Consider the following 23,949-nt stretch of genomic DNA (forward strand, 5'->3'; position numbering starts at 1 on the left):
GGGGTATTTTACGGTCTATATTCTAAAATATAAATTGAACGATTATTTTTATCCAACCGAAAAACGCAATCCATAACGGTACACTTAGTGAAGTACCCCAAACCAGCCCATATGCAAAATTACCCTGCTCGTCCATGAAATCCACTCCTCGTAACTAGTTGTAGATTACTCTTATAACTTTCGGTTGTATACTTATTATAAACTGAAATCGCTTACAACAATATAGTAAAAACTACTTAATTCATAGTGTATATCTTAATAATCCTATTGTGGACAAATTACCTATTATTCCATAACTATAACAAATGAAGATTGAGAAAAATCGAAAAGCTTGTCTAGTAATGTGATTTGTTTATCGACAAAATATTTTCCAGGAAATTAGCATAAATTCCATCTCCACATTGGTTTAAGCCTGATTAATCAATCGTTTGATTAGTGAAACCAGTTGAAAAAAATGTCTGAGATTGTTGATATCTATCACAGCCAAATGGAGGAGTTTAGTATATGGTCACTGTATGTAGTAATTGTTGATTCTCAGTAATCGTAGAGAGGAGCTTTCTTTTGAGAAATGGGATCAAAATATCAAATATAAATTCTTTTATTGAAAATTGTAAGCCCTTACTCACGGGTGCTCCATATCCGTGTTATCTAATGGATTTGGAAGGGAGTATTGTTTTTTCAAATGAAGCCATTCATGAATTAACAGGGTATAAGAGACATGATAACGATCAACGAAATTTTATTTCAATCTTGGAAGAAGAAGAAATTGATAAGACGATCGCTCATATCAATGCGGTTTTAAAAGGAGAAAGGTTAAGCTTGCAAACAAGGCTTAAACATCGGAATGGGCATGCACTGAACGTAACGATTCTCTCCCTCCCTGTCAAAGTTGATGGTGTGGTCCTTGGTATTTGCGGCTATATTACTAGTACTTCAAATGAACAAATTTTCTCGCATTCCATTCCCGGGAACTGGGATAATATCTTTTCTGGTATTAATAATATTGATCGGATTGTGATGGATATTACGAAGCGGAAAAGTGCAGAGGAAAAGTTAACTTTTTTTGCCTTTCATGATGCATTAACGGGCTTGCCGAACAGACGCAAATTGGATCATGAGCTTCATAATGCGTTAGCGGAGGCAAAGGAAAAGAAAAGGATAGTTGGGATTTTATTCTTAGATCTTGATCGATTTAAATATATCAATGATTCTCTGGGTCATAAGATGGGGGATAAAGTATTACAAGTCATTGCTGAGAGGCTGAGGGAAAGTTTAAGAAATGAGGACGTTATTTTTCGCCAAGGCGGGGATGAGTTTGTCATTTTGTTGAAAAATCTCATTGCGAGAGAGAATCTAGTAGAAACAGCAGCAAGGATCAACAAGATTATTACAGAGCCCATAAAGCTCCTTGGAAATGAATTTGTACTGAGTGCCAGTATTGGGATGAGTATTTTTCCTGATCATGGATATGAAGCGGAAGGATTGATTCAGAAGGCAGATCATGCAATGTATCTCGCTAAGGAAAGCGGTGGGGGAATTCAGCATTATGAATTAGGAATGTCGACAAGTCTTTCACGAAAACTCCTGCTTGAACAATACCTTCATAAAGCGATTGAAAAGAATGAATTATCCTTGCACTATCAACCAATTGTTGATGTTTACGGGAAAAAGGTGATTGGGTTCGAAGCACTGCTTCGCTGGAATCATCCAGTTTTAGGCGCTATCCCGCCAGGGGAGTTTATACAAATTGCAGAAGAGTCCGATCTCATCATAAAATTAGGCAATTGGGTGTTGGAAACAGCCTGCCGGCAGCGTAAGGCTTGGGCTAATATGAATTTACCGCAGTTTTATGTTTCGATTAATGTGCCCGCCAGGCAAATTAATCTTGAGTACTTTCTACAAAATGTCAAAGAGACGTTGGAGCACTATCAGCTTCCATCCCATTTACTAAAGATTGAAATTACAGAACGTACGGCCATGACCAATGTTCAAAGAACCTTGAATACGATAAAAGAATTACAGGATAGCGGAGTCGATATTATCCTCGATGATTTTGGTGTCGGCTATTCATCGATTAGTTACCTCGTTCAATATCCTTTTAATACGATAAAGATTGATAAATCATTTATTGAAGGACTAGATAATAAAAATCAGCGCTCGGTATGCCGCACATTAGTCGCAATGGGAAAAAACCTAGGGATGAATGTTGTAGCAGAGGGTGTAGAAGAGTTAGAGCAATATCAATTCTTATGCAGTATTGGCTGCCATAATATGCAAGGCTACTATTTTAGCAGACCTGCGACTGTTGAACATGTGGAAACGTTCTTTACGGCTAGGCAGCAGAAATTGCAGGATAAATTTCAATAGGTTAAAAGAAAGGCCGAAGACAAAAATTGTCACCGGCTATTTTTTTACCATTGTAATAAAATCGGTTGTCCCTCTAGTAAACTCCATTTTTTTCTCAAATCCAAGTTTTGTATAAAGGTGGATGGCTCTTTGATTAAATTTGGCCACGGTCAATCTGATAGATTCAACCTTATAGGTTTCTTGAACGTAAGACAGAATAAACGAGAAGAATGGTGCTCCAAAACCTTGCCCCGTTAAGGAAGGGTTCATTCCAATTCCGATGTCTATCAGCTCTTCAGAATAGGCACCGACTGTAACACCAAATGGTACTTGAGCCGCGCTGCCAATACAAAAGAAGCCAACGAGTGCTTTATCTGTATTCAATACTGCAAAATAGGGGTTTTCTAGTAATTCGTTAAGAGATTCTGAGCTTTCTTCAATATTGTAAAAATCATAGGGAGCTTCATATTTCCAAGTTAGGATCCGCTTTGCATATCCTTGAGTCATATTCCTTACCAGTAACTGCATTTTGTTTAGCTCCTTTGCCAAATAATGAAAGCAAAACCGCTGCTTGGTAAAGACAGCAGCGATTTTGACCTTAAATTTTTGCGGTTTTGATGACCTTGCTCATCATTTCTGCATTTGGATAGTTGACTTCGTGATAAAGTGCTACGACACTTTCAAGATCATAGGTAACTCTTCGTATTGATGTTTTCAAATGACCATCCTCGATTTCAATCAGACCGTAGGATGATTTTGTCAAGCCGTCAAAAGGCAGCCCGACACTGCCGATATTCATGATGACCTTGCCATTTAGAAATCGAATATAAGGCCTGTGGATGTGGGCATAAACATATACTTGTGCCTCATTTGCATTCATTAAACGATTCTCTATTTGCTGATCATCTGCATTTGGCAGGACAATATCAAATAGGCTTGTTGGAGTAGCATGAAAGGCTGAAATTTCTATATCTTCGATAGTTGTGTTTATTTGAGCAGGCAGACTCGCTAAATAATCGATGTCTGATGGTTCTAGTAGTTCCACAATCCATTGGCGTTCAAGGTTCATCAGCTCCAATGCTTTCTCAGGAACTTCACCTTCCCGTACACCACGCACCACCCATTCATCGGCATTTCCTTTGATTACTTCTGTATGTAACGAACGGACTAAGTCTAGAGAACGTTTAGGTTCAGGTCCACGATAACAAATGTCGCCAAGCACATAAATCTTATCAACCCCTTGCTGCTCAATATCCTCAAGAACAGCATCAAGGGCGATGGCATTTCCATGAATATCAGAAATGAAAGCTATTTTCATCATTCAGCCAACCTCCTTTTTAAAAATTTTACCATTTTTTGTTGATAAAATAAAAATCGTAAACTGAAGAAATTAGAATTTTCAAGAAAAACTTCGCTTATGAGGACTGTCTGTTGTATAATCTTTTCTATTACTATTTAGAGGGGATAAGAAGATGAATTCATATATAAAAGACCAAATTGATTTATTCCAACAAGAAAATAGAAACCGTGGACGTTTGCTTGTCAGCTGTCCAGATCAGCCGGGAATTGTTTCAGCCATCTCCCAATTTCTATTTTCCCATCAAGCCAATATCATTGAATCAAGTCAATATTCAACTAATCCGGAAGGTGGAGAATTCTTTATCCGCATTGAATTTGAATGCCCGAACCTTAAGGAGAAGGCAAAGGAGATGGAGGAGCAGTTTACTGCAATCTCTGAGACATTTTCAATGGAATGGAATCTTACGCATGTCTATCATGTGAAAAAAGCGGCAATCTTTGTGTCTAAGGAGCTTCACTGCTTGCTCGAGCTGCTATGGGAATGGCAAAGTGGTGATTTAATGGCGGATATTGCTCTTGTGATTAGTAACCATGAGGAGGCAAGGGATGTGGTGGAAGGGTTGAATATCCCGTTTTATTATATTCCTGCGAATAAGGATATTCGTGAACAGGTGGAAGAGAGGCAGCTGCAGCTGTTAAAGGATTATGAGATTGATTTAGTAATATTAGCGCGTTATATGCAGATTTTAACTCCTAAATTTGTCGCAGCGAATCCAAAGAAAATTATAAATATTCATCATTCCTTTTTGCCGGCGTTTATTGGGGCTAGGCCATACGAGCGTGCCCATGCCCGCGGTGTAAAATTAATTGGAGCGACCTCCCATTATGTTACCAACGATCTTGATGAAGGTCCGATTATCGAGCAGGATATTGCCCGTGTTGATCACCGTGATGATGTGAATCATTTGAAAAAAATCGGCCGCAGAGTGGAAAGAAGTGTACTAGCTCGAGCCGTGAAGTGGCATATTGAGGATCGTATTATTGTACATCAAAATAAAACGATAGTTTTCTAACTTACCTCTTATAGTTGCTAAAAATAAAGAGGCTGACCAAAAAGGGGGGAAATACTCCTCCTATAAGGTCTGCCTTATTTATCGTTACAAAGGTGTGACTGTATAAGTAACTTGCTGATTGTTTGTTGATTTTTTTAAAATAAAGAGTGAGTATAGTAAAAATGCTAGGTTCAGCAGTAAAAATACACTTAACCAATTCAGTGGATACTCAGTACTATGAACCCCGTATGCCCCTGTTGCCCCATACTCCACAGCATCTAGGACAAAGTGGAAGAGAATAGCTGGAAGTAAGCTCTTATTTGCTAAAACCATCGCTGTTAGGGCCATACCAGCGAAAGAGGTCCATCCAAATTGGAAAAGAGCATATGTCACATCTGCGCCAACAAAGATATTTCCGAGATGAGCTGTACCAAATAAAAGTGAAGGAACAATAATCGCAACTGCCTTTCCAAATGGTAATATTGCTCGAAGTAGAATTCCTCTGAATAATATTTCTTCATTCACTGCAACCCCTACGGCTGCAATCAGCAATAGTGGAATATGACCCATTGTTGAATTAAAGCCAAAATAGAAGGCTAATGTGACCGGGATAATAAGTGTTGGTAACCAAACGTACCAATCTTTAGAAGAGGAAGGCATTTTCAACCCGATCTCTTTGTCCATTTTCAACCACTTTACTGCTAAGAAAACAGTGATAGCATAGATGAGCATGATTAACCAGCCTAAATCCTTCTCAACTGTAAGTTCGGGGTTAAACAATTGAATCCCCTTTACTGCCAATATTCCAATTAATCCTCTGCCGATCATTACTACAAGAAATAACACCAAACCATGGCGATATAAAAAATTCTTCATTTCAATTTCTCCTTTTTCTTTTCAATTTGTAGCCTCATTATCGACTAAAAATGGTCATATCCAGTAGTGCATTTCGTCATAAGGGGGTCATATGACTTTTATGACCCATAGAATGATGGAAAAAAAGGGAAACGTGAAGCTCTGTGGAATATAGTAAGTGATTAAAATAACAAAAATAGAAGGTGCTCAAAATGCTGCCAATTCGGCATGAACCCCATTGGGTTTATAAAACTGCACAAATAACAAGAATTTGCTGGTTTTTCTTTCATATATTATTTCTGGCTGTCTTCTTAGCTGCCATGCCTTTCTTCTGGCTCATCCTTCCGTTGTGCTTTGCTGCATTCCTCATACCTCAATGGTCTGGAATTAAGATTGATAGTTTTGGTGTTAAAAACTATCCGTTACTTGAATTAATTTTTAGCGGGCTGTTCTTAATTGTGGGCTGTTACTTTTTAGGGGTGTATTCATCTTTTTTGGCCTATCCTGCACTTTGTGCTGGTATTTATAGCAAACCTGGGAAGGGAAGATGGTGGTTATGGGCAGGATTTTCTTCCGCACCGTTTCTAGCTGTACTTGCTGTTGGATTAGATCATTTGGGACTCGGTGTTATTGATGGATTTTTCTTTTTTGGTATTGGTATATCCGTGGCAAAAGTAATTGAAGCGGAGAAGAAGGCGCAAATCCTGCTTGTTGAAAACCGCAGGCAGAATCAACTTTTAGAGGAGTATGCCAAGCAGATTGAAAAGGTCACATTATTGGAGGAGCGAAATCGCTTGGCACGAGATCTCCACGATACGGTTGGACATACCTTTACATCCGTTATTATGGGATTAGATGCGGCGTCGTATCTAATAAAAACATCACCGGAAAAAGCTCAGGAACAAGTGGATATGTTAAGTGGTGTGATGAGGGAATCTTTGGGGGAAATTCGAACTCAGATTCATCAGATTTCGCCAAGTGGAGAACGGGAAGAGTTACCTTCCCAGCTTGAAAAAATTGCTAATGAATTTGCTGTACATACGAAAACCACTATCCATCTTGAATTTATAGGTCATCAAGACATCAATATCTCCTCTCAAGCAACCATCACTCTTATACGGTGCCTTCAGGAATCTCTAACCAACGCTATCCGTCATGGACATGCCAATAAGATTATGATTACGCTAAAGGCTGATTCCTCTCATATGATTCTTTTGGTACAAGATAATGGCATTGGTATTCGTGAAGTAAGCTATGGATTTGGTCTTAATGGAATGAAAGAACGGTTAGAATCCATCCAAGGTGGATTAAGGATTGAATCAAAGGAAAACGAAGGTACTATTGTTACTTGTTACTTACCAATAATGGTAATCCGTTTTAGAGAGGAGTTTGGGCACGATGATAAAAGTGTTACTAGTGGATGACCAGGAGTTGATTACCGCGAGTCTTTCTATTGTATTGGGAGGGGAGGCTGACATCGAAATTGTAGGTACGGCTGAAAACGGAAAAGTGGCTTTGGAGTTAACGAAACAACTGTCTCCTGATGTAGTGCTGATGGACATTCATATGCCCGAAATGAATGGGGTCGACGCTACAGCCCATATTAAAAGTAAATTTCCTTCTGTAAAGGTAATGATCGTAACAACCTTTGAGGAATTAGGGTATGTTCGGGATGCGTTGGCTGCTGGTGCAGAGGGGTATTTATTAAAAGCCATTCATCCTAGTGATCTTGCTGCCGGCATCAGACTCGTCCATCACGGTGGAACGCTGATTACTCAGGAGATTGCTAAGCAGTTAATTACCCAGTGGATTACTCCATCAGAAAAAGTAATAGAGGAAATAGGTAAGAAAAACAACTTTGGACTGACGGAACGAGAAATTGAAATTCTGGGGGAACTTTCAAAGGGGTTAACCAATCGTGAAATAGCCCGAAAACTATTTCTAACAGAGGGAACTGTAAAGAATTATATTTCAAACATTTATTCAAAATTAGATGTGACGGGAAGGCATAAAGCCGTGTTTAAGGCGAAGGAACAGGGAATTATAAAGCCATAGAAGAAACCGGTGATCTACATCATTCAATTGTAGATGACCGGTTTTCTATTTTATTTACAAAATATATGTTTTCCAATTTTCTTGATTTGCGGGCGGCTCCAAATCCAACTGCTTGTGGCGGTGTCAGGATTGAAATAATAAATGGCTTCACCTGTCGGATCCCATCCATTAACGGCGTCAAGCACTGCTTTCTTTGCTGTTTCATTTGGTGTTAAGTTAATTTGGCCATCGGCAACAGCTGTGAAAGCTCCAGGTTCATAGATTACGCCAGCTACGGTACTTGGAAAAGAAGCACTTTGAACTCGATTCAATATAACCGCCGCCACGGCGACTTGACCCGTATAGGGTTCACCGCGTGCTTCTCCATATACGGCATTTGCCATCAATTGGATATCATTTTGGCTATACCCGTTTGGAACATTGGCTGTCGTACTCCCATTGCCTTGTTTTTCATATTTTGTCGCTTTCACCAGCATAGCTTTTGTTTTTGCACCAACAATCCCATCAACAGGAAGACCAAACTTATCTTGAAAGTTTCGAACAGCCCAGTAGGTATTCCATCCAAACACACCATCAATCTTACTTTTAAAAAAACCATTGTAAGCTAGGCGCGTTTGCAGCTCAATCACATCTTCCCCGGAAGAGCCTTGTTGAATTACTTGGTTAGAAAACGCATGGATTTCTTTCCCTTCATCGCTATTTGCGAAAAAAGTAACCGTTAGAAAAATAAGAATCAGTGGAATCTTAAACCAACCTTTCCTCTGCAATGTTCATCCTCCTAACATTTTACTTAGATAGTTATATCCTTCCAAAATTTTATCTTTCTACTCATGAAAAAAGAGACCAGTTGTGAAAACTGGTCTCTAGAATTTATCTTAGTCCATAGGCTTTAGTAATTTCTTGTTTGATACGATTGCCTTTGTCATCCCAAGCGCTTGCACGAAGGGAGACACTGCTTCCCGCTTTGTTGGGATGCTTAATCTTTGCTGTCCAGCCATTGCCTTCTTCAACAAGATCTACCTTTTCCCAAGTCTGGCCTTCGTCAAAGGAAACTTCTAATACAGCACCTTTCACTACACCGTTTCCTGGTGCACCCGGAATTTGGTGCACGGACAAGCCAAGCTGAGTTGATTTACCTGCAATTGCATCTCCGTTCATGTCCGTATCGATTTTATAATCCAGTGATAGAAGCGGAAGTGGAGAGTGGGATTCTTCTACTTTTTGAGACCAAAATTCCCACTCAGTATGAGTACGTACTGAAGTATCCCAGCGTTCTGGATTACGAGAAGCGTCCGTAACGATTCGATACTTCGTGTTTTCCTCTGGCTGCTCTGCAAAAGAGTAGATTGCCTGTCCATCTGCTTTTTTGACGAGCGTATCTCCACGATAAAACTCGATCGTTTGCTCTCCAGGATAAGTCATGTCTGCTCCAGTGTGTCCAATTCCTGAATCCGCCCATGCAGGTATATTAATGATCATGTAGTTGCGGTCGCGATAAGGTGCCCAGAATCCATCACCAAGGCGTGGACGGACAACTGGTGAAAACCATTCTTCCGCAAACTTTTGACCAGGCTTGTAACTCACTTTCGGCTGACGCACTTCCCATTGTGCATCATAAACACCGGCTTGATGGTACCAGGATGTGCCTTCTTGAGCAGATACCCATTCGGTCCGGACAGAAGGAAGTGATAGTTGGAACAAAAAGCCAGTTCCTGCAAAACTGTGAGGCAGAAGATCATAGCGGAATTCCATACCTGGTGCATTAACATCTGATTTATACTCTGTATCAATTTTTACAAGATCTTTTGTTTGTGGTGCATAGGTTAAATCCTTTGGTATTGCTCCATGATGCATATCTACAAGGTCATAAATGAATTCACTGTCAGGAGTACCCTTGACGTTTAATTTAACCTTTCCAGACTTTGCTGCTTCCACGAGCTGATTACCCTCTGTGCCGCTTATACCTGCAACTGCCAGTGGAGTATCTGAAAGAGAGAAATCCGGATTTTCAATTCCAACCCATTCGCTAAGCTCTTGCGGTTGATCGTTTACGGTAATCAATAGTTTTGCTCCTGCCTCTAATGCTGCAGCAGCACGGTTTTGACCTGAGACCTCATCACTGCGCTCCACCACTACGGCTTTGCCTTTTACATCAAGACCAGCATAATCTTCCGGAGATCCTTTTCCTGCATAAACTGCTTCTAAATTGTGTATGCCTTTTAGAAGCGTACTTCCAGCCTGAGGGATATCATCCAGCTCTTTGCCTTGGAAGTTGATTGTGAGGGTTGGTTCAGCCAAGCGCCAGCGTGTAGCCTGAGTAAATTCACCTTTTTCAACTTCTTTTGTAGGCTGTGCGTACATTTTATCCACCCATACCGGCATAACGTAAATATCATTCATACTTGCTTCGCCGGTATTACGGTAATATTCTAATTTTCGATAATTTGCTTCTGTTTTATTTGGAACGTTTACTTTAATTTCCTCTGCATTACGAGCATCTAGCTCAACGGTTTGTGGACCGCTCAGGTTAACTTCTGGATCACCAACCAGTGCAACACCCCTGTGGTCTGTATCACTATCAACATCCATCATACTCAAAACTGAATAGGTGCCAGGCACCAATCGCAGTTCTCTTGTGCCGTCCACAGCGTAAAACTCAGGAACGCCGCTCGGACCAACGAGATTAAAGTAGGCAAGGGCAGGCGATCCATCACGGTCGGTTGCATTAATGGTAAGAGAATATTTCTCTTCTTCTTTTACCATGGCTAAAGCAGTATGGACAACTGGAGTACCATCAGCAGCAGCCGAAATGTGACCTTGATAACGAGTACCAAGAGCGGCGAGCTGAGGATCTACTGTTACTTTTACTTCAGCATTGCTTTTAGGAGCCACAGTCACTTTATCTGTTGAAAGGGAAATCATTCCTGAAGGTGCTGTAGAACCATTGCTGTCAGAAACGGCAGCCGTAAGATTTAGTGTAACTTCCTGGTCACCGTCATTGGTGTACGTAATGGTTTTCTCTACCGGACTGTCATCTTCATGCGGCCAATCAAAGAATCCAAAATCCAGCGAGCCTGTTGCAGTGATTGTACCAAATGTTGCAGCAGGAACGTCAAGACGCCCGGTTCCGCCTTCAAATGGCTTAATCTCATCTAGTTTCTTAGTTGTACTCATCAGTGCATTTTTCAGTTCTGCTCCTGTCCAATCAGGGTGGCGCTGTGCGAGAATAGCTGCTGCTCCGGCCACGTGAGGGGTAGCCATTGACGTACCATCCATCGTCATATAAGAACCGCTGCCTTCACTAAATTGAGAGCGGGCAGCTAGAATTCCTTGACCAGGTGCCGTAAGATCTGGCTTTAACCCCGAATTTCCATTTTGTGGTCCCTTAGAGGAGAACCATGCAAGTTGATCAGACTTGTCAACGGCGCCAACGGTAAGAGCTGCATCAGCTGAGCCTGGTGAATTAATTCCTTCCATCCCTGTATTCCCCGCAGCGATGACAAACAGTGCACCTGTCTCCTCCGTTAAGTTATTCACGGCTTGTGCCATTGGGTCTGTTCCATCACTAGGTTCATTGGTGCCAATACTCATATTTACGATTTTAGCATTTTCTGCAGCCCATTCCATGCCATCGATAATCCAAGAATCATGGCCAAATCCGTCATTACCGAGGACTTTTCCAACAAGGAGGTCTGCACCCGGAGCAACCCCTTTATTTTTTCCTTCAGAGGCTGTGCCTGTTCCAAGTACTGTCGAAGCTACATGGGTACCATGAGCATGAACGTCACGAACATCTTCATTAGGAACAAAGCTCTTTGTATCAACCAATTGATCTTTAATGTCCGGATGCTCTGCATCAATACCTGTATCAAGCACGGCCACTTTTACACCGCTGCCATCATAACCTGATTCCCAAGCAGCTGGAGCCCCAACCTGAGGGACACTTTGTTCAAGTGTGGCTTCGACACGGCCATCCAGCCAAATTTTCTCAATTCCAGGAGCCATCATCGCTTTTGAGGTTTTAGCAGTCTGCTGTTTCTGCGTAATGTCTTGCCAAAACGATTTCGTATCCTTTTTATCAGTCGATAGTGCCAAACCATTAATACTTTCAAGTACATGAGTCTTTTTAGAACCTTTTGGTGCTGGTAACGCTCCTGAACGAGCTTTTGATTCTGAATATTGAACAATAACAGGTAACGTCTTCTGTGAAGCGTCATCATACCCATCTTTAATGAGTGCAGTAACATTAAATAAATCCTGATCTAAAAATCCAGAAGCTAAATAAGGCATGGCTTGATCGGGAATGACATATGTATCTTTTTCTACTGTCAGAATTCTTGCACCGCCGCCCGCAGCAGCAGGTTCCACGTTAACCAATCTTTGTCCATCTGCCAGCTCTGTCACCGTTACAACATCACCAGTAATGAGGGTAATAACATGCTTTCCTTTACTTGCCATTGCATTTATACCCTGAAGATTTGTAGTGGCAGCTTTGCCATCACCAGCCTTGCCTGAATCATCTGCAAACGCTTGCAGAGTTGGGACTGCCAGGAGAGCAGTGGTCATCATCACGGCAAAATACTTTATATACTTTTGCTTGCCCATATTTCACATTCCCCTTTTCTAGTAAAAAATAATGAAGTATTCCCTTTAACTATAGAGGGATTCTAGTAGTCTGTTAATTGGGACAATCTTCTATAATATGAGGTTCATAAGAGGAGCTTTTTTCGGAGGAGGGGGGAAAACAATGGATTTCACTCTCTCTTTACTTGGGACAATTTAATGTTTTCGACAAAAAAGGGGACAATTTTTGCACATCCTTGTCCCCTTTAATCTATTAACTAGTCGTTTTTTCCCGTATCGCAGCTGTTCGTAAGTCAACAGGTGATCCAATGTTGGTAAGCAAGTTCTTCAGAAGTTGGTTGGAAATATGAAGATAGTGGTTGGCTGAAACGTAGTCCTGCTTTTTTTCATAATAATCAGCGACCAGCTGAAGATATTTCATTCCTCTATCGATGTTTGAATACTGTTCAATAATAGGCAGACCATGTTTTATCAAATAGTGGATTAGAGATTTTTTTGTCCCCGCTGCTTCTAAGTAAAGGATTTTTAGTTCAATGTATCGAGGTGATTTTTGGTCTTGAAAGGAATCCAAAGCTTCTGATAACAGCTCTGCTGCCTTCTTATTCTGGGAAAAAGAAATAAGTGCCTCGGCTAGATATGAAATCGTTATATAATAGGACGCTGAATTCTTTTCTTTATACTGAAGTGCCTGCGAATAATAATCCAGCGATTGCTCTATATTTCCTTGCCGGTAATGTAAAAAACCGAGATTGTGTAACGATAGGGCTATTGTTTCGGTATCCTGAAGCATTTCTGCATCACTTAAAATATGCAGCAGCATCTCTTTCCCTTTATCAAATTCACCAATATAAATGAAATTAACACCTAAAATCATTTTGACATGAATCATTCTTAAGAGATTGTTTGTCTGCTGAAAAACGTGCATTGCTTTATACGCATAATGAATCGATAAAGAGTAGTGGCATAAATGCCCGTGCAAGGCTGAGCGAAAATAATAATACTCTGATATTTTTGCCCGATATTCTTCTGCTTTGTTTTCCATACGAGAGAGGAAGAGGAGGGCTTGGGGAAATTGTTCCTTTTTCCCATAATAGATGGCTTGAAGTAAATCCCAGACATATGTCTCAAAAGGAGAAAACTTTGAAATATACTTATGAATGCCTCGAGAGGACTCCTCAAACCTAGGAAAATCGTGCACTAGCAGATAGTACCGCAGCATAAATAATTCATACAAATAAATCATATCGGTACAGTGTACATATTCCTTACTTTCCTGTAATTCTTTATATAAAAGGGCGGCTTTATCTTGGTGCAGCCGCTCGATGGACTCGTAAAACTCATCCAGCTTGTGTCTAACCAGCTCGCTCTTTTTGTTTTCTTCCTCAACGGAAATTTCTAGTCTTTCACACAGCAGCTGGATTGTTTTGGGATTGGCTTCTTTTACGTTATTTTCAATTTTACTTAAATGTGTAACCGAGCAAATGCCATGGCAAAGCTGTTCTTGTGTTTTATTTTGTTTTCTGCGGTGGTAATAAATCACTTTTCCAATGGACATGCAACCAACCTGCTTTCTAGTAAAATTAAAAACTTTCTAAGCCTAGTATACTGAATGGTTCACAGGAGTTCTTGTTGTTTTACTAGTCCAATAGTACGATTTTTTCCAAAAAGTAATCCCCTCAAGGAAGTAGAGGGGATACGAGGTGGTTATTAATGATATTGTTTATACCATTCTACGAAATGTCCTAAGCCGATTTCTAATGGGGTGGCGGGGGAGAAACCGGCGTCCTTTTGTAAATCGGTAATATCGGCGTAGGTTTCTTTCACATCTCCTGGCTGCATAGGAAGTAATTCAATCTGTGCCTTTTTGCCAATTATCGTTTCTAATGTGGTGATAAAATCCATTAATCTAACAGGGCTGTTGTTGCCGATATTATAGATTTTGTAGGGAGCATGGCTGGTGCTTGGGTCGAGTTCTCTGTTTGGATCTGGCTCTGGGTGCTGGTCTAGTAATTTGACAATTCCCTCGACAATATCATCGATATAGGTGAAATCCCTGCGCATGTCGCCATTATTGTATACCTTTATCGAATTTCCCTCGATAATATCCTTTGTAAAAGAATAATAAGCCATATCGGGTCTGCCCCAAGGTCCATATACGGTAAAGAATCGAAGGCCGGTCGTTGGCATATTAAATAAATGACTGTAAGTGTGTGCCATTAATTCATTTGCTTTTTTCGTAGCCGCATAGATACTTACCGGATGGTCAACAGAGTCTTGGGTAGAGAAGGGAGTCTTAGTATTAGCCCCATAGACAGAACTAGACGACGCGTAAAGTAAGTGCTTTACTTGAAAATGTCTGCATGCCTCTAATATATTTACGAACCCTACTAAATTGGAATGAACATAGGAGTGTGGATGGGTAAGACTATAACGGACCCCAGCCTGTGCAGCTAAGTTAATTACAATGGGGATGGAGTGACTAGCGAAAATTCCATTTAACCCTTCTGCATCGGCTAAATCTACTTTATAAAAGGCAAACTTTTCGTTACTCTCCAGCAGTTTAAGTCGCTCACTTTTTAAACGAACATCGTAATAGTCATTAAGGTTGTCCACACCAATTACATGATGACCTTCAGCTAACAATCGTTTAGAAAGGTGGAACCCAACAAAACCTGCTGCACCTGTCACTAAGATGTTCATTTTTTATCCGATCCTTTTTTACGATCATTTCCCTTCTTTTTATCCTGATCTTTATTGCCGTTTTGCTTCTTTTTATCTTTGCTGTCTCTTTTTCCGCCGTGCTCTCTATCTTTCCCTTTGTCATGATCGCGGCCTTGCCCTTTCTTACGATCACGGTCTTTATCCTTGCCTTTTTTGCGGTCGTTTTCCTTCCCATGTTCCTTGCCTTTTTTGTGGTCACGTTCTTTATCATGGCCCTTGCCCTTCTTACCGCCATGCCCCTTCTGTCCATGCTCTTTCCGACGGCGGCTTTTTCCTGGCAGCACAGTTGGAATATCTTTTATTTCCATTTGTACTTCTTCCTCTGTGAGCGGAATAGGAGTCTTCGTCCATTCTGCATGTGTAGCAGGATCAAGAATTTTTATCTGCTCTAGAAACTCTGCAAGGAAACCTCGTTCATGAAGGTTTTGAAAAAGCTCAAGCGGTCTTTCTTGCAGACGAGAAAACGAATACACATGGTCGACCATTTTAAAGCCGGAGTTGGTTACAAACACGTGTCTTAATGGAGCATCAATTTGTTTGAATCCAGCCTGTTTTTGGGAAGTTAAAATCTCTAGTAAAAGCTTTGTTACGACTGGAGGAAGGGTGGTTTGCTTTTTTAGATAGGTGTTTAAATCTGGTCCCACTAAATATTCCATTACCACGTAATTATCGCCAGTCTCATATACTTTTGGAATAAAGGTAAGGTCCTGATTAGCCAATAAAATCCTTTGTTCCATTTCACAATGTTCCGGTTTTCCATAGATTTTCACACATTTATCCTCTGAAACACGGTAAACTGCACCCTGGTGACCAGCCCCAATTAAGGTTTGTGAAATAGCGCTGTCTACCTTAACTCCTTCACCATCTCCTCCCGAAGAAACGGGAATGTTCCGATAATCTAATTGGTTTTCATTAAAATATTGCTGCCACATTTCATAGGTTGCTGGTTCCATCTTTTTTACTCGAGAGAGAAAGGATTCCTTGAGCAGCATCATATTTAAGTCTCTCAATAATTTTAGCGGGACAGGATGTACACGTTTAAAGGCATTTACGTGGTCAATGACTTTTAGTTCTTCATTCTCCATTACGAAAATATGCCGTAACGGGGCGTCCACCATTGTGAACTGAGCTTTTCTCATTTCACCTAGAATGTAAAGAAGTTTTCTAGTGATTGATTCCGGGATATAAGTGCAGTTCCGGAGGTATTCCTTTAATGTGGGAGCATTAAAGTATTCCATGACAATATAATTTTCACCAAAATCATATAATCGTGGAAAGAACGCTAGGTGCTGCCCGGCTTTAAGTGCTTCTAATTCCATTTGAGCTTGAAGGGTGTTGCTGTATATCTTCACGCAGCGCTCCTCTGATAATTTAAAGACGGCTCCTTGAGCACCCATTCCGATTAAAGGAAAGTTAGTAGGGTTGTCAATTAATAGTGTTTTTGGTCCTTTGGTGACTTTTATTAATCTGAAATCTGCCATTATGATCCCCCTAACAATTCATCATAATATTTGGCTTGTAAAAGAAGCTGTTTACTTTGATCAAAGTTTTGTTCTACATTTTTTCGCGCAGCAAGGGCATAGCCTTCCCATAGGTGTCTATTTAACAGCATGAATTCTAATGCTTGTGCCAGGTGATCCACATCATTTTCCCGAACTATTACACCGTCTTGGTTATTCGTGATGATTTCTGGAATACCGGCATGGTTTGTGGCAAGGACTGGAATGCCTGTTGCCATGGCTTCTTTTATTGTGTTTGGAATTCCTTCCACATCACCATTTGCTGCTGTCAAGCTTGGGGCACAGAAAATGTCTGCTTGCGCCATTAATTCTGGGACTTGGCTTTTAGGCACACGATTCAAAAGACGGAAGGAGGTACCTAAATTTAACTGCGCTGCAAGCGATTTAATATACTCTTCCAGCTCACCGCCTCCGATAATCGTAAGAGTGGCTTTTGGGAATTTTGATTTAATCTTTTTAAATGCCTGCATTAAGACATGATGTCCTTTCTTTTCTACTAATCTCCCAATCGAAACAATGTTCTGAGAGCCTTGTAGATTCGGTCCCCGATAAGGGAAAAAGTTTAGGTCTACTCCTCCATAAAGAACTCTGATTTTATCGGCAGGGCATCCCCATAGATTGATTCGATGTGCTAAATACTGACATACCGGCAAAAAGAGTTCACCTTGTTCAAACAGCATTTTCATGCCATTTAAATAATCAACAGGCTGATTGGCAAGGGTTGCATCTCTGCCCCTTATGCTTGTTACGAGTGGGAGGGAGGTTTCTTCCTTAAATGGAAGAAGCAATAAACCTAATTGAGCATGGTGTGCGTGTATAAGTGAAACGTTATTTTTTTTCACAAATTCTTCTGGTGAAAAAATTTCACTAAGGTAGTGAACCTTCTCATTGAGAAGCGGCAAGTTTACCATATACTTGGGCTGCCTGACCAAATGAATATAATCATAGCCTGGAACTTCCCGAATCTGGGGAATATATTGGGTCGGGTCGACTCTAAGGTTCAGATGGATAACTTTAGACAATTGTTCATTCTCCTTTCAAAAATAGATCATTAAACTTAATCCTCTAAAAATAAGGTATGCAAATAGAGGAGAGAGGCTTGGACAAATTGGAAAAAACACAAAATGCGCCACAGTCAATTAAGACTGTGGCGCATTGGATATTTCATATATTATCGAATTGTTTTTAAAGCACCGCTCCAAGAAATTACTTCGTCAAGCATTGCAGTCATGTTTGTTTGGTGTAAATCTTGTGGTTTAAATACAGAGCCGTTTTCAAAGTCTGTGAATAGTGACAATGTTGGATGAGTGCGAACGTCAGCCACTTTTACCTCGCCAAGGATTCCACGTAAATGTTCTGCAGCACGAGCTCCGCCAGTTGAACCATAGCTTACGATACCAGCAGCTTTGTTATACCAAGCTTCACGTGCGAAGTCAATTGCATTCTTTAAAGCGCCAGTGATGCTGTGGTTATATTCTTGAACAACGAATACGAAACCATCTAAGCTCGCAAGTTTTTCATTCCAAGCAGCGATTCCTGGTTCTGTTCCATCAGTTGTTCCTAAGAATGGCAGGTTGTAATCTGAGATATCCACGATTTCATAATCTGCATCAGCTCGCTGATCAGCGATTCCTTTTACCCATTCTCCTACCTGTGGGCTAACACGTCCTTGACGTGTACTTCCTAAGATAATACCTATTTTTAATTTTGAATTTGTCATTGTTTCTTCCTCCTTTGTTGTTGTACCAAATAATTTGTTTAAAAAACCCATGCTGTCCACCCCTTGTTGTTATTTTTTATCTATAGGTCTTTTTTTAGATTCAGTTAGTTTGAATTAAAAAATAATCAAATAAAGTATTTTTAATTCGAGATAAATATAATATAGATTTATCTCGATGTCAAGAGATTAAATTCGTTAAGAATGTTCTTGAAGACTAAAATGAGGTTGATGTTGTATAAATGGGTCTCATGAAAGGTTCATGAAGCCCAAAAGGAAGCTGAGGTTAAAAAAATGGGTCTCATGAAAGGTTCATGAAGCCCAAAAGGAAGTTGAGGTTAAAAAAATGGGTCTCATGAAAAGTTCATGAAGCCCAAAAGGAAGTTGAAGCTGAAAAAATGGGTCTCATGAAAGGTTCATGAAGCCCAAAAGGAAGCTGAGGTTAAAAAAATGGGTCTCATGAAAGGTTCATGAAGCCCAAAAGGAAGCTGAGGTTAAAAAGATGGTTCTCATAAAGGTTCATGAATCTCAAGCTTGCATGAAAAAGAAGTGATCAAATCTTGGATAACGATTAGCTTTGCCTGTCTTTTCCTGCTACATAAGAAATGCATCTTTTATCCTATTAAAAATGTACTAAGATTCTAAAAATTAAGTCAATGTACTTTTGGCAAAGGAAGTAACTAGCCTATAAACTTAAATAGTCCTACGTTAAGGTAAATCTATTACATAGGTTTTTAAGGGGAGAGTTAGATGTCAGTTGGAGAAATTATTAAATTTTATCGTCAAAAAGAGGGGCTTACGCAGGAGGATTTAGGGAGAGGTATTTGTTCCGTTACACATGTAAGCAAAATTGAACGGGGACAAACACCCTATGCGTCAGAAATTATCTCATTGTTTTCCGAGCGTTTACAAATCGATATCGAGAAAGAAAACCAGCGTTTTGAGAATTTGGGGAATCAGCTCCATTACTGGCATAAGGTAATCATTATGCAGAGGATGAAGGAAGTAGAGGAAATCAAAAAGGAACTTGAGACCATTCCGATTATTGGCTCTTCCTCCTATGCAGCCTTTTATAATCTGCTTCAGGCGAGGTATTATCTTCTCAAACAAGATTTCAACTTGACATACGCTATTTTAACTCGAGTCCAACATGATTACCCAGATCTAAGGGCGTACGAAAAGAACTTGTACCGGCATGTATGGGGAATTTATTACTTACTTGATTACAGGAACTCCAAAAAAGAATGTTACCAAAAGGCAATAAACATTTTGAAGGAAATTAATCGAAATGAATATGGAAATCTCGAATATTATAACCACTTAGCGGCAGCCTATCAATGGATGAATTCTTATGTATTGGCCTACTCTTATGCGGAAAAAGCACTTCGATATTATAAAGAAGTGGATAACTTCTTGGGAGCCTTGATGGCAGAATCAATCATGCTAATATCAATAGGAAGCAATGTGGAACATGATTTCCAAGAGGTGGAAGCAGCGTATTATAGGCTCATTCATAACAGTGAATTACTCAATAAACCAGATAAGAAAACGATGCTTTTAAACAATTTAGGTTATGAATACTACAGAAGAAAAGATTATCAAAATGCAAAAAGGACTTTTAAAGAGTCACTTACTCTTGTAAAAAAACCATCAGTTCTCTATCTTCAACGGTGGTATAACTATATAAAATGCAGCTTTGAGGGGAAGCTAATGCGAAAAACGGAGCTTCTTAAACATGCACGTGAAGGACTATCGATGGCCAAAGTCCAGGAGGCCACTGTTTACAAAATTGTATTTAAGCTGTTAATTCTTCAGATAGAGGAAAATTACGAACAGTATTACCAGTACATTGAGAAAGAGGCTCTGCCATACTTCGAATCTAGCAAAAGTGAAATGCTGAAGAAGCGGTTTGGAAAGGAATTATTCCATTACTATATGAGTGTGGAACAGTATGAAAAGGCTGGTCAAATTTCAAATCAGTTAATCGAGGCAATCCAGTCAGAATGATTATTAAAAAAGCCATGAACGATGTTAATTCATTCGTTCATGGCTTTTGAGATTTAAACACTACATTAGTTCACACCCACGGAAGAATAGGCATCCATAACCGCTTGTGTTTCCGGTGATGGTGCACCATTTTTATCTGGATGAAGGTCACGGGCCGCGTGAATGGCCGCTTCTCGCATGTCATGGAAACCAGAAGAAGAGGTTAAGTAAAGAGTCAGTGCACGGTAATAGATCTTTTCTGTTTTTGACTTACCAATCCCTTTAACGGTCATACCATTATTGGTACCGCCTTCAGATATTAAGTAGGCTGCTTTATTGTTGATTCCACTGTTAATGTGTACGCCTCCATTGTCTTCGGTTCCGAGATAGCGATCTTCATAATGATCAGGATAGTAGCCGGATTCTGTAAGGGATGACTTTTTTGATGCAGGGTTGCTCATCGAACGAAGTCCGCCGTCACCAGGTATGTTAGGGGTTGTAATATCTTCACCCAGTTCCCATTCTACTTCTGATGTCGCATACATTTCAGCAAAGTTCCCTAAAATGTCAGCTAAAGATTCATTGAGGGCACCGGACTCATCCTCATAGATTAGGTCTGCGGAGTGTTCAATAACACCATGCGTCATTTCGTGTCCGGCAACATCTAACCCGCCGGCAAGGGAGTTATATCGAATTCCATCCCCATCTCCATACATCATTTGTTTTCCGTTCCAACCGGCATTATTCCATTTGCGTCCAATATGAACGGTATTGATTAATTTCATTCCGTTATTATCTAAGCTGTTACGCTTGTGGATGACTTGATAGTATCTGTTAACTTTATCAGAGTTAAAATGAGCGGATATCGCAGCCGGATCATAGAAAAAATTGGTGGAATTTTTTGTTGCTACTTCATAGCCTGTGAATCCAAAAATCGCACCGAGCATGTAGACGAACTCTTCCATCCGTTGTGCAGAAAAAGTAGAGATTGGAACACTTTTACCGGCTGCGGCAGAAGTACCGTGCAGGTAACTTGTCCCCGTTGCTAGATCCTTTCCGACTGGGAAGGATTGCATCGTACCATGTAAGTCTAAGCCTCTTCCTGTTACTGGAGATAGTGCAGCCTCATCTATCTCGTGAATTTTATTAAAGCTATTCACAACTTCCCCGCTATTTGCATCGATAAAGTAATGGAAATAACCAGGAGCAGGATGAGAAGTAGATGCTTTTACCAAGTAAGTTAAATGATACTTCCCGTTAAATGGATAAATCATTAATTTAGAGTCGATGCCATCATAATTTTTCACTTCAGCGATTTGGGAATCAACGTTTTGCTTGGCAATCGCAATGGCTTCCTCTTGGGTAAGAGAGGCTTCCGTTGGAATAAGAGTACGTGCTAGATTCTGCGTAACTTTTCCAATCGAAGCATATACGTTGTTATTTGCATCGAGTGCAACAGTTTGTCCAGATCCGTAAATCGGAATTCCTTTGTATTGCTCGATAGTACGTACATGGTATGTACCTGTTGTGCTATCATTTTGCTCTGAGACAATCTTGAATTGATCACCGTGATCTACTAATTTCGTCATGCCGGCTTGTACCTTTGATTGAAGGAATGCTTTCACCACATCTTGCTTACTTAGTCCTTCAGCTTCAAATAGTATGGGAGCTGGTGTTGTCGTTTCAGCAGCGAGTGAACTAGTTGGAACCATGCCACCAAATGCAATCGATAAAGCCAATAGAGCGGCAGCCTTTTTCCTCATATTTCTCCTAATTTTCTTTTTCAATAAAATCCACCCTTTCTTAGACATGTAGTGTTGGTACAGTTCAAATTATTAAGAATATTCTCACTAGAATCAATTGGGTTATTTTTTTTGCCTTTTTTCTGGTTTTTATCCTATCGCCGTGCTAATTCGACATCGTTCCTTAAGTATTTTCCAAGGAATTAACCCGATAACAATATTCCAAAAACTCTGTGATAATAGGGTCAAATAGAGTTGATACAGGGAGAATACCAAATGAGAAAAACTTTTCATCAACACATTACATTTGTGTGTTTATGCTGCCTTTTCTTTTGTTTAGGTAATTATCTGGTAGGAGAAACAGAGGCAAAATTTTCAAGTCAAGATAAAGCACAGTCATTGGAGCTTTCAACTGCATTTGTTTTTCCAGAGACGATCAAGCACTTAGAGGATACTGCGGAGGAGATTGTAATGAGTATGAAAAAAAACTATCAAATGACCCTTTCCAATACACCAGATGAATCATTAGGAGAATTGGAGGTCCAACTGTCTAAAATTAAAGCAAATGTGCAAGAACTATATATTCAAATGGACAATCTGAATACAGTTTATGAAGAATTGTCACTTTATAAAAATAAAAATCAACAAGACACATTGACCTATGTTCATGAGGGATTTCAATCTGTTGAAAGTCTGAGGAATGAGGTGCTAGCAACCATTGATTTTTCAAAAGTGGAGGCGGTGCATTCTCTCTTAGAATTTAAGATAAAAGAGTTAGAAAAAATGACGAAGCAGGTGATTGAAAATGACGAAGAAGTTCTGGAAGGCAGTGCGTAGGATTGGGAGTGGTATGTTCATCGTAATCCTATGTTTGGCATCGTTTGTTGTCCTTTCTTCTAGAATATCAGGAGGAGCACCAACGGTATTGGGATACCAAGTAAAAGCGGTATTATCAGGATCGATGGAGCCAACCTTTCAAACAGGTTCCATCATCGGTATTGAAACAAAAGATAAACATACCTCCTATCAAATAGGGGATGTTATCACGTTTAACATGGATGGAAAAGTGATTACTCATAGAATAACAGACGTGAAAAAACAAAATGGACAAGCTGTCTATAAAACCAAAGGGGATAACAATGATGGTGAGGATAGGTGGACTGTGTCGCCACAGAACATCATCGGTTTGTATAAGGGCTTTACCATTCCTTATGTTGGATTTCTTCTAAACTACTCTAGTTCAAAACTAGGGTCAGCTCTATTGCTGTTTGTTCCGGGATTACTTTTATTCATTTCTGCGTTCATTTCGATCAACGGGGCAAAAAAAGAGCTGGAAGCAGGCAAAGTGGGTTAGCTCTCCTATGTATCTACAAAAGTACATAAGAGTTTAATATATTTTACTATTTTCATGAGGAGGAATGGAAGATGAGTTTTACAAAAAAAGTTAGTCAAGGGGTTATGAGTGCTGCTTTAGGATTATCGTTGATGGGTGGAGGAACATTTGCCTATTTTAGCGATTCTGTTGAAACACAAAACACGTTTGCAGCCGGGGTACTAGACCTGGAACTAAATCCAAGCACTGTTGTAAATATTGACAACATCAAGCCTGGTGATGAAATATTTCGTGAATTTACACTTGAGAATAACGGTACGTTAGATATTAACAGAGTGTTACTATCGACCAATTACAGTGTGGAAGACGCCAAATCAGATAACAGTGATGATTTAGCTAAGCATATAAAAGTAACGATTATGTACAATACAAGCAGTGCTACAAACCCAATCGTTGAAACAACACTGTATGATCTCCAATCTCAGAATCCAGATTTAACACAAATTGACGGCCTGAACACTACAATGCCTGACGGTATCCCTGCTGGTGAAAAAGAAAAAATCTTCGTGCTATTTGAATTTGTAGATAATGGACAAGATCAAAATCAATTCCAAGGTGATAAATTAAAGGTAGATTGGACCTTCCATGCAGAACAGACTGCTGGAACGTATTATGATGATACAGATGAAACTAACAATTAAATAATTGTAAGGACTGACGATTTAGATCGCCAGTCCTT

19 protein-coding genes are annotated in these 23,949 nt (G+C 39.9%); 8 read left to right on the top strand and 11 right to left on the bottom strand.

Features of this window, described 5'->3' with window-relative positions; all coding sequences use genetic code 11:
- Nucleotides 1-561 precede the first annotated feature (561 nt).
- On the top strand, nt 562-2,367 hold the full coding sequence (locus H0184_RS10170; protein ID WP_221824033.1) for an EAL domain-containing protein: 1,806 nt from the start codon (nt 562-564) through the stop codon (nt 2,365-2,367).
- A 36-nt stretch (nt 2,368-2,403) separates the two neighbouring features.
- Here the strand turns inward: H0184_RS10170 and H0184_RS10175 are convergent, their stop codons facing one another.
- Nucleotides 2,404-2,874: a GNAT family N-acetyltransferase gene (locus H0184_RS10175; RefSeq protein ID WP_221824035.1), complete on the bottom strand. Its 471-nt coding sequence runs from the start codon at nt 2,872-2,874 to the stop codon at nt 2,404-2,406.
- Nucleotides 2,875-2,944: 70 nt separating this feature from the next.
- A complete protein-coding gene (locus tag H0184_RS10180) occupies nt 2,945-3,664 on the bottom strand; it encodes a metallophosphoesterase family protein (RefSeq protein WP_221824423.1) in 720 nt (239 codons plus the stop codon).
- A gap of 154 nt (nt 3,665-3,818) precedes the next feature.
- On the opposite strand from H0184_RS10180, the gene purU reads away from it, so the two are divergent.
- Entirely contained in the window at nt 3,819-4,718 is a 900-nt protein-coding gene (gene purU, locus H0184_RS10185; RefSeq protein ID WP_221824037.1) for a formyltetrahydrofolate deformylase, read from the top strand.
- Nucleotides 4,719-4,802: 84 nt separating this feature from the next.
- Here the strand turns inward: purU and H0184_RS10190 are convergent, their stop codons facing one another.
- Nucleotides 4,803-5,573: a CPBP family intramembrane glutamic endopeptidase gene (locus H0184_RS10190; RefSeq protein WP_221824039.1), complete on the bottom strand. Its 771-nt coding sequence runs from the start codon at nt 5,571-5,573 to the stop codon at nt 4,803-4,805.
- A gap of 191 nt (nt 5,574-5,764) precedes the next feature.
- On the opposite strand from H0184_RS10190, the gene H0184_RS10195 reads away from it, so the two are divergent.
- Complete coding sequence (locus H0184_RS10195) at nt 5,765-6,976, top strand: sensor histidine kinase (protein ID WP_221824041.1); 1,212 nt, start codon at nt 5,765-5,767, stop codon at nt 6,974-6,976.
- Entirely contained in the window at nt 6,951-7,607 is a 657-nt protein-coding gene (locus tag H0184_RS10200; protein WP_221824043.1) for a response regulator transcription factor, read from the top strand. Before H0184_RS10195 ends, H0184_RS10200 begins: the two co-directional genes overlap by 26 nt.
- A 50-nt stretch (nt 7,608-7,657) precedes the next feature.
- On the opposite strand, the gene sleB is transcribed toward H0184_RS10200, so the two are convergent.
- From sleB to H0184_RS10235, 7 genes are all read right to left on the bottom strand, one after another.
- The gene (gene sleB, locus H0184_RS10205) at nt 7,658-8,374 is read right to left on the bottom strand and encodes a spore cortex-lytic enzyme (RefSeq protein WP_221824045.1); all 717 of its coding nucleotides are present in this window, start codon (nt 8,372-8,374) and stop codon (nt 7,658-7,660) included.
- A gap of 103 nt (nt 8,375-8,477) precedes the next feature.
- Nucleotides 8,478-12,212, bottom strand: a complete 3,735-nt coding sequence (locus H0184_RS10210; RefSeq protein ID WP_221824047.1) for a S8 family serine peptidase — start codon at nt 12,210-12,212, stop codon at nt 8,478-8,480.
- Nucleotides 12,213-12,444: 232 nt separating this feature from the next.
- Entirely contained in the window at nt 12,445-13,746 is a 1,302-nt protein-coding gene (locus H0184_RS10215; RefSeq protein WP_221824048.1) for a helix-turn-helix domain-containing protein, read from the bottom strand.
- A 152-nt stretch (nt 13,747-13,898) separates the two neighbouring features.
- Nucleotides 13,899-14,891 (bottom strand): NAD-dependent epimerase, encoded by a 993-nt coding sequence (locus H0184_RS10220; RefSeq protein ID WP_221824050.1) that lies wholly within the window; start codon nt 14,889-14,891, stop codon nt 13,899-13,901.
- Complete coding sequence (locus tag H0184_RS10225) at nt 14,888-16,393, bottom strand: hypothetical protein (protein WP_221824052.1); 1,506 nt, start codon at nt 16,391-16,393, stop codon at nt 14,888-14,890. The genes H0184_RS10220 and H0184_RS10225 overlap by 4 nt, the downstream gene beginning before the upstream one ends.
- Nucleotides 16,393-17,454 (bottom strand): glycosyltransferase, encoded by a 1,062-nt coding sequence (locus tag H0184_RS10230; RefSeq protein WP_221824054.1) that lies wholly within the window; start codon nt 17,452-17,454, stop codon nt 16,393-16,395. Before H0184_RS10230 ends, H0184_RS10225 begins: the two co-directional genes overlap by 1 nt.
- Nucleotides 17,455-17,603: 149 nt before the next feature.
- On the bottom strand, nt 17,604-18,203 hold the full coding sequence (locus H0184_RS10235) for an NADPH-dependent FMN reductase (protein WP_221824056.1): 600 nt from the start codon (nt 18,201-18,203) through the stop codon (nt 17,604-17,606).
- Between the two features lie 696 nt (nt 18,204-18,899).
- Here H0184_RS10235 and H0184_RS10240 point away from each other — a divergent pair.
- Nucleotides 18,900-20,156 carry a helix-turn-helix domain-containing protein gene (locus H0184_RS10240; protein ID WP_221824058.1) on the top strand — a complete coding sequence of 419 codons (1,257 nt, stop codon included), beginning with the start codon at nt 18,900-18,902 and terminating at the stop codon, nt 20,154-20,156.
- Nucleotides 20,157-20,221: 65 nt separating this feature from the next.
- Here H0184_RS10240 and H0184_RS10245 read toward each other — a convergent pair whose 3' ends face one another.
- On the bottom strand, nt 20,222-21,910 hold the full coding sequence (locus H0184_RS10245) for a M4 family metallopeptidase (protein ID WP_396953594.1): 1,689 nt from the start codon (nt 21,908-21,910) through the stop codon (nt 20,222-20,224).
- Nucleotides 21,911-22,153: 243 nt separating this feature from the next.
- On the opposite strand from H0184_RS10245, the gene H0184_RS10250 reads away from it, so the two are divergent.
- The 3 genes from H0184_RS10250 to H0184_RS10260 all read left to right on the top strand — a co-directional run bounded on the left by H0184_RS10250 (nt 22,154) and on the right by H0184_RS10260 (nt 23,911).
- Nucleotides 22,154-22,714, top strand: coding sequence for a DUF4047 domain-containing protein (locus H0184_RS10250; protein WP_221824062.1), 561 nt, complete (start codon nt 22,154-22,156; stop codon nt 22,712-22,714).
- On the top strand, nt 22,683-23,231 hold the full coding sequence (gene sipW, locus H0184_RS10255; RefSeq protein WP_221824064.1) for a signal peptidase I SipW: 549 nt from the start codon (nt 22,683-22,685) through the stop codon (nt 23,229-23,231). The genes H0184_RS10250 and sipW overlap by 32 nt, the downstream gene beginning before the upstream one ends.
- A gap of 71 nt (nt 23,232-23,302) precedes the next feature.
- Nucleotides 23,303-23,911 carry a TasA family protein gene (locus tag H0184_RS10260; RefSeq protein WP_221824066.1) on the top strand — a complete coding sequence of 203 codons (609 nt, stop codon included), beginning with the start codon at nt 23,303-23,305 and terminating at the stop codon, nt 23,909-23,911.
- Nucleotides 23,912-23,949 lie beyond the last annotated feature (38 nt).

The organism is Neobacillus niacini (assembly GCF_019749295.1).
GTDB classification, from domain to species: domain Bacteria; phylum Bacillota; class Bacilli; order Bacillales; family Cytobacillaceae; genus Neobacillus; species Neobacillus niacini_D.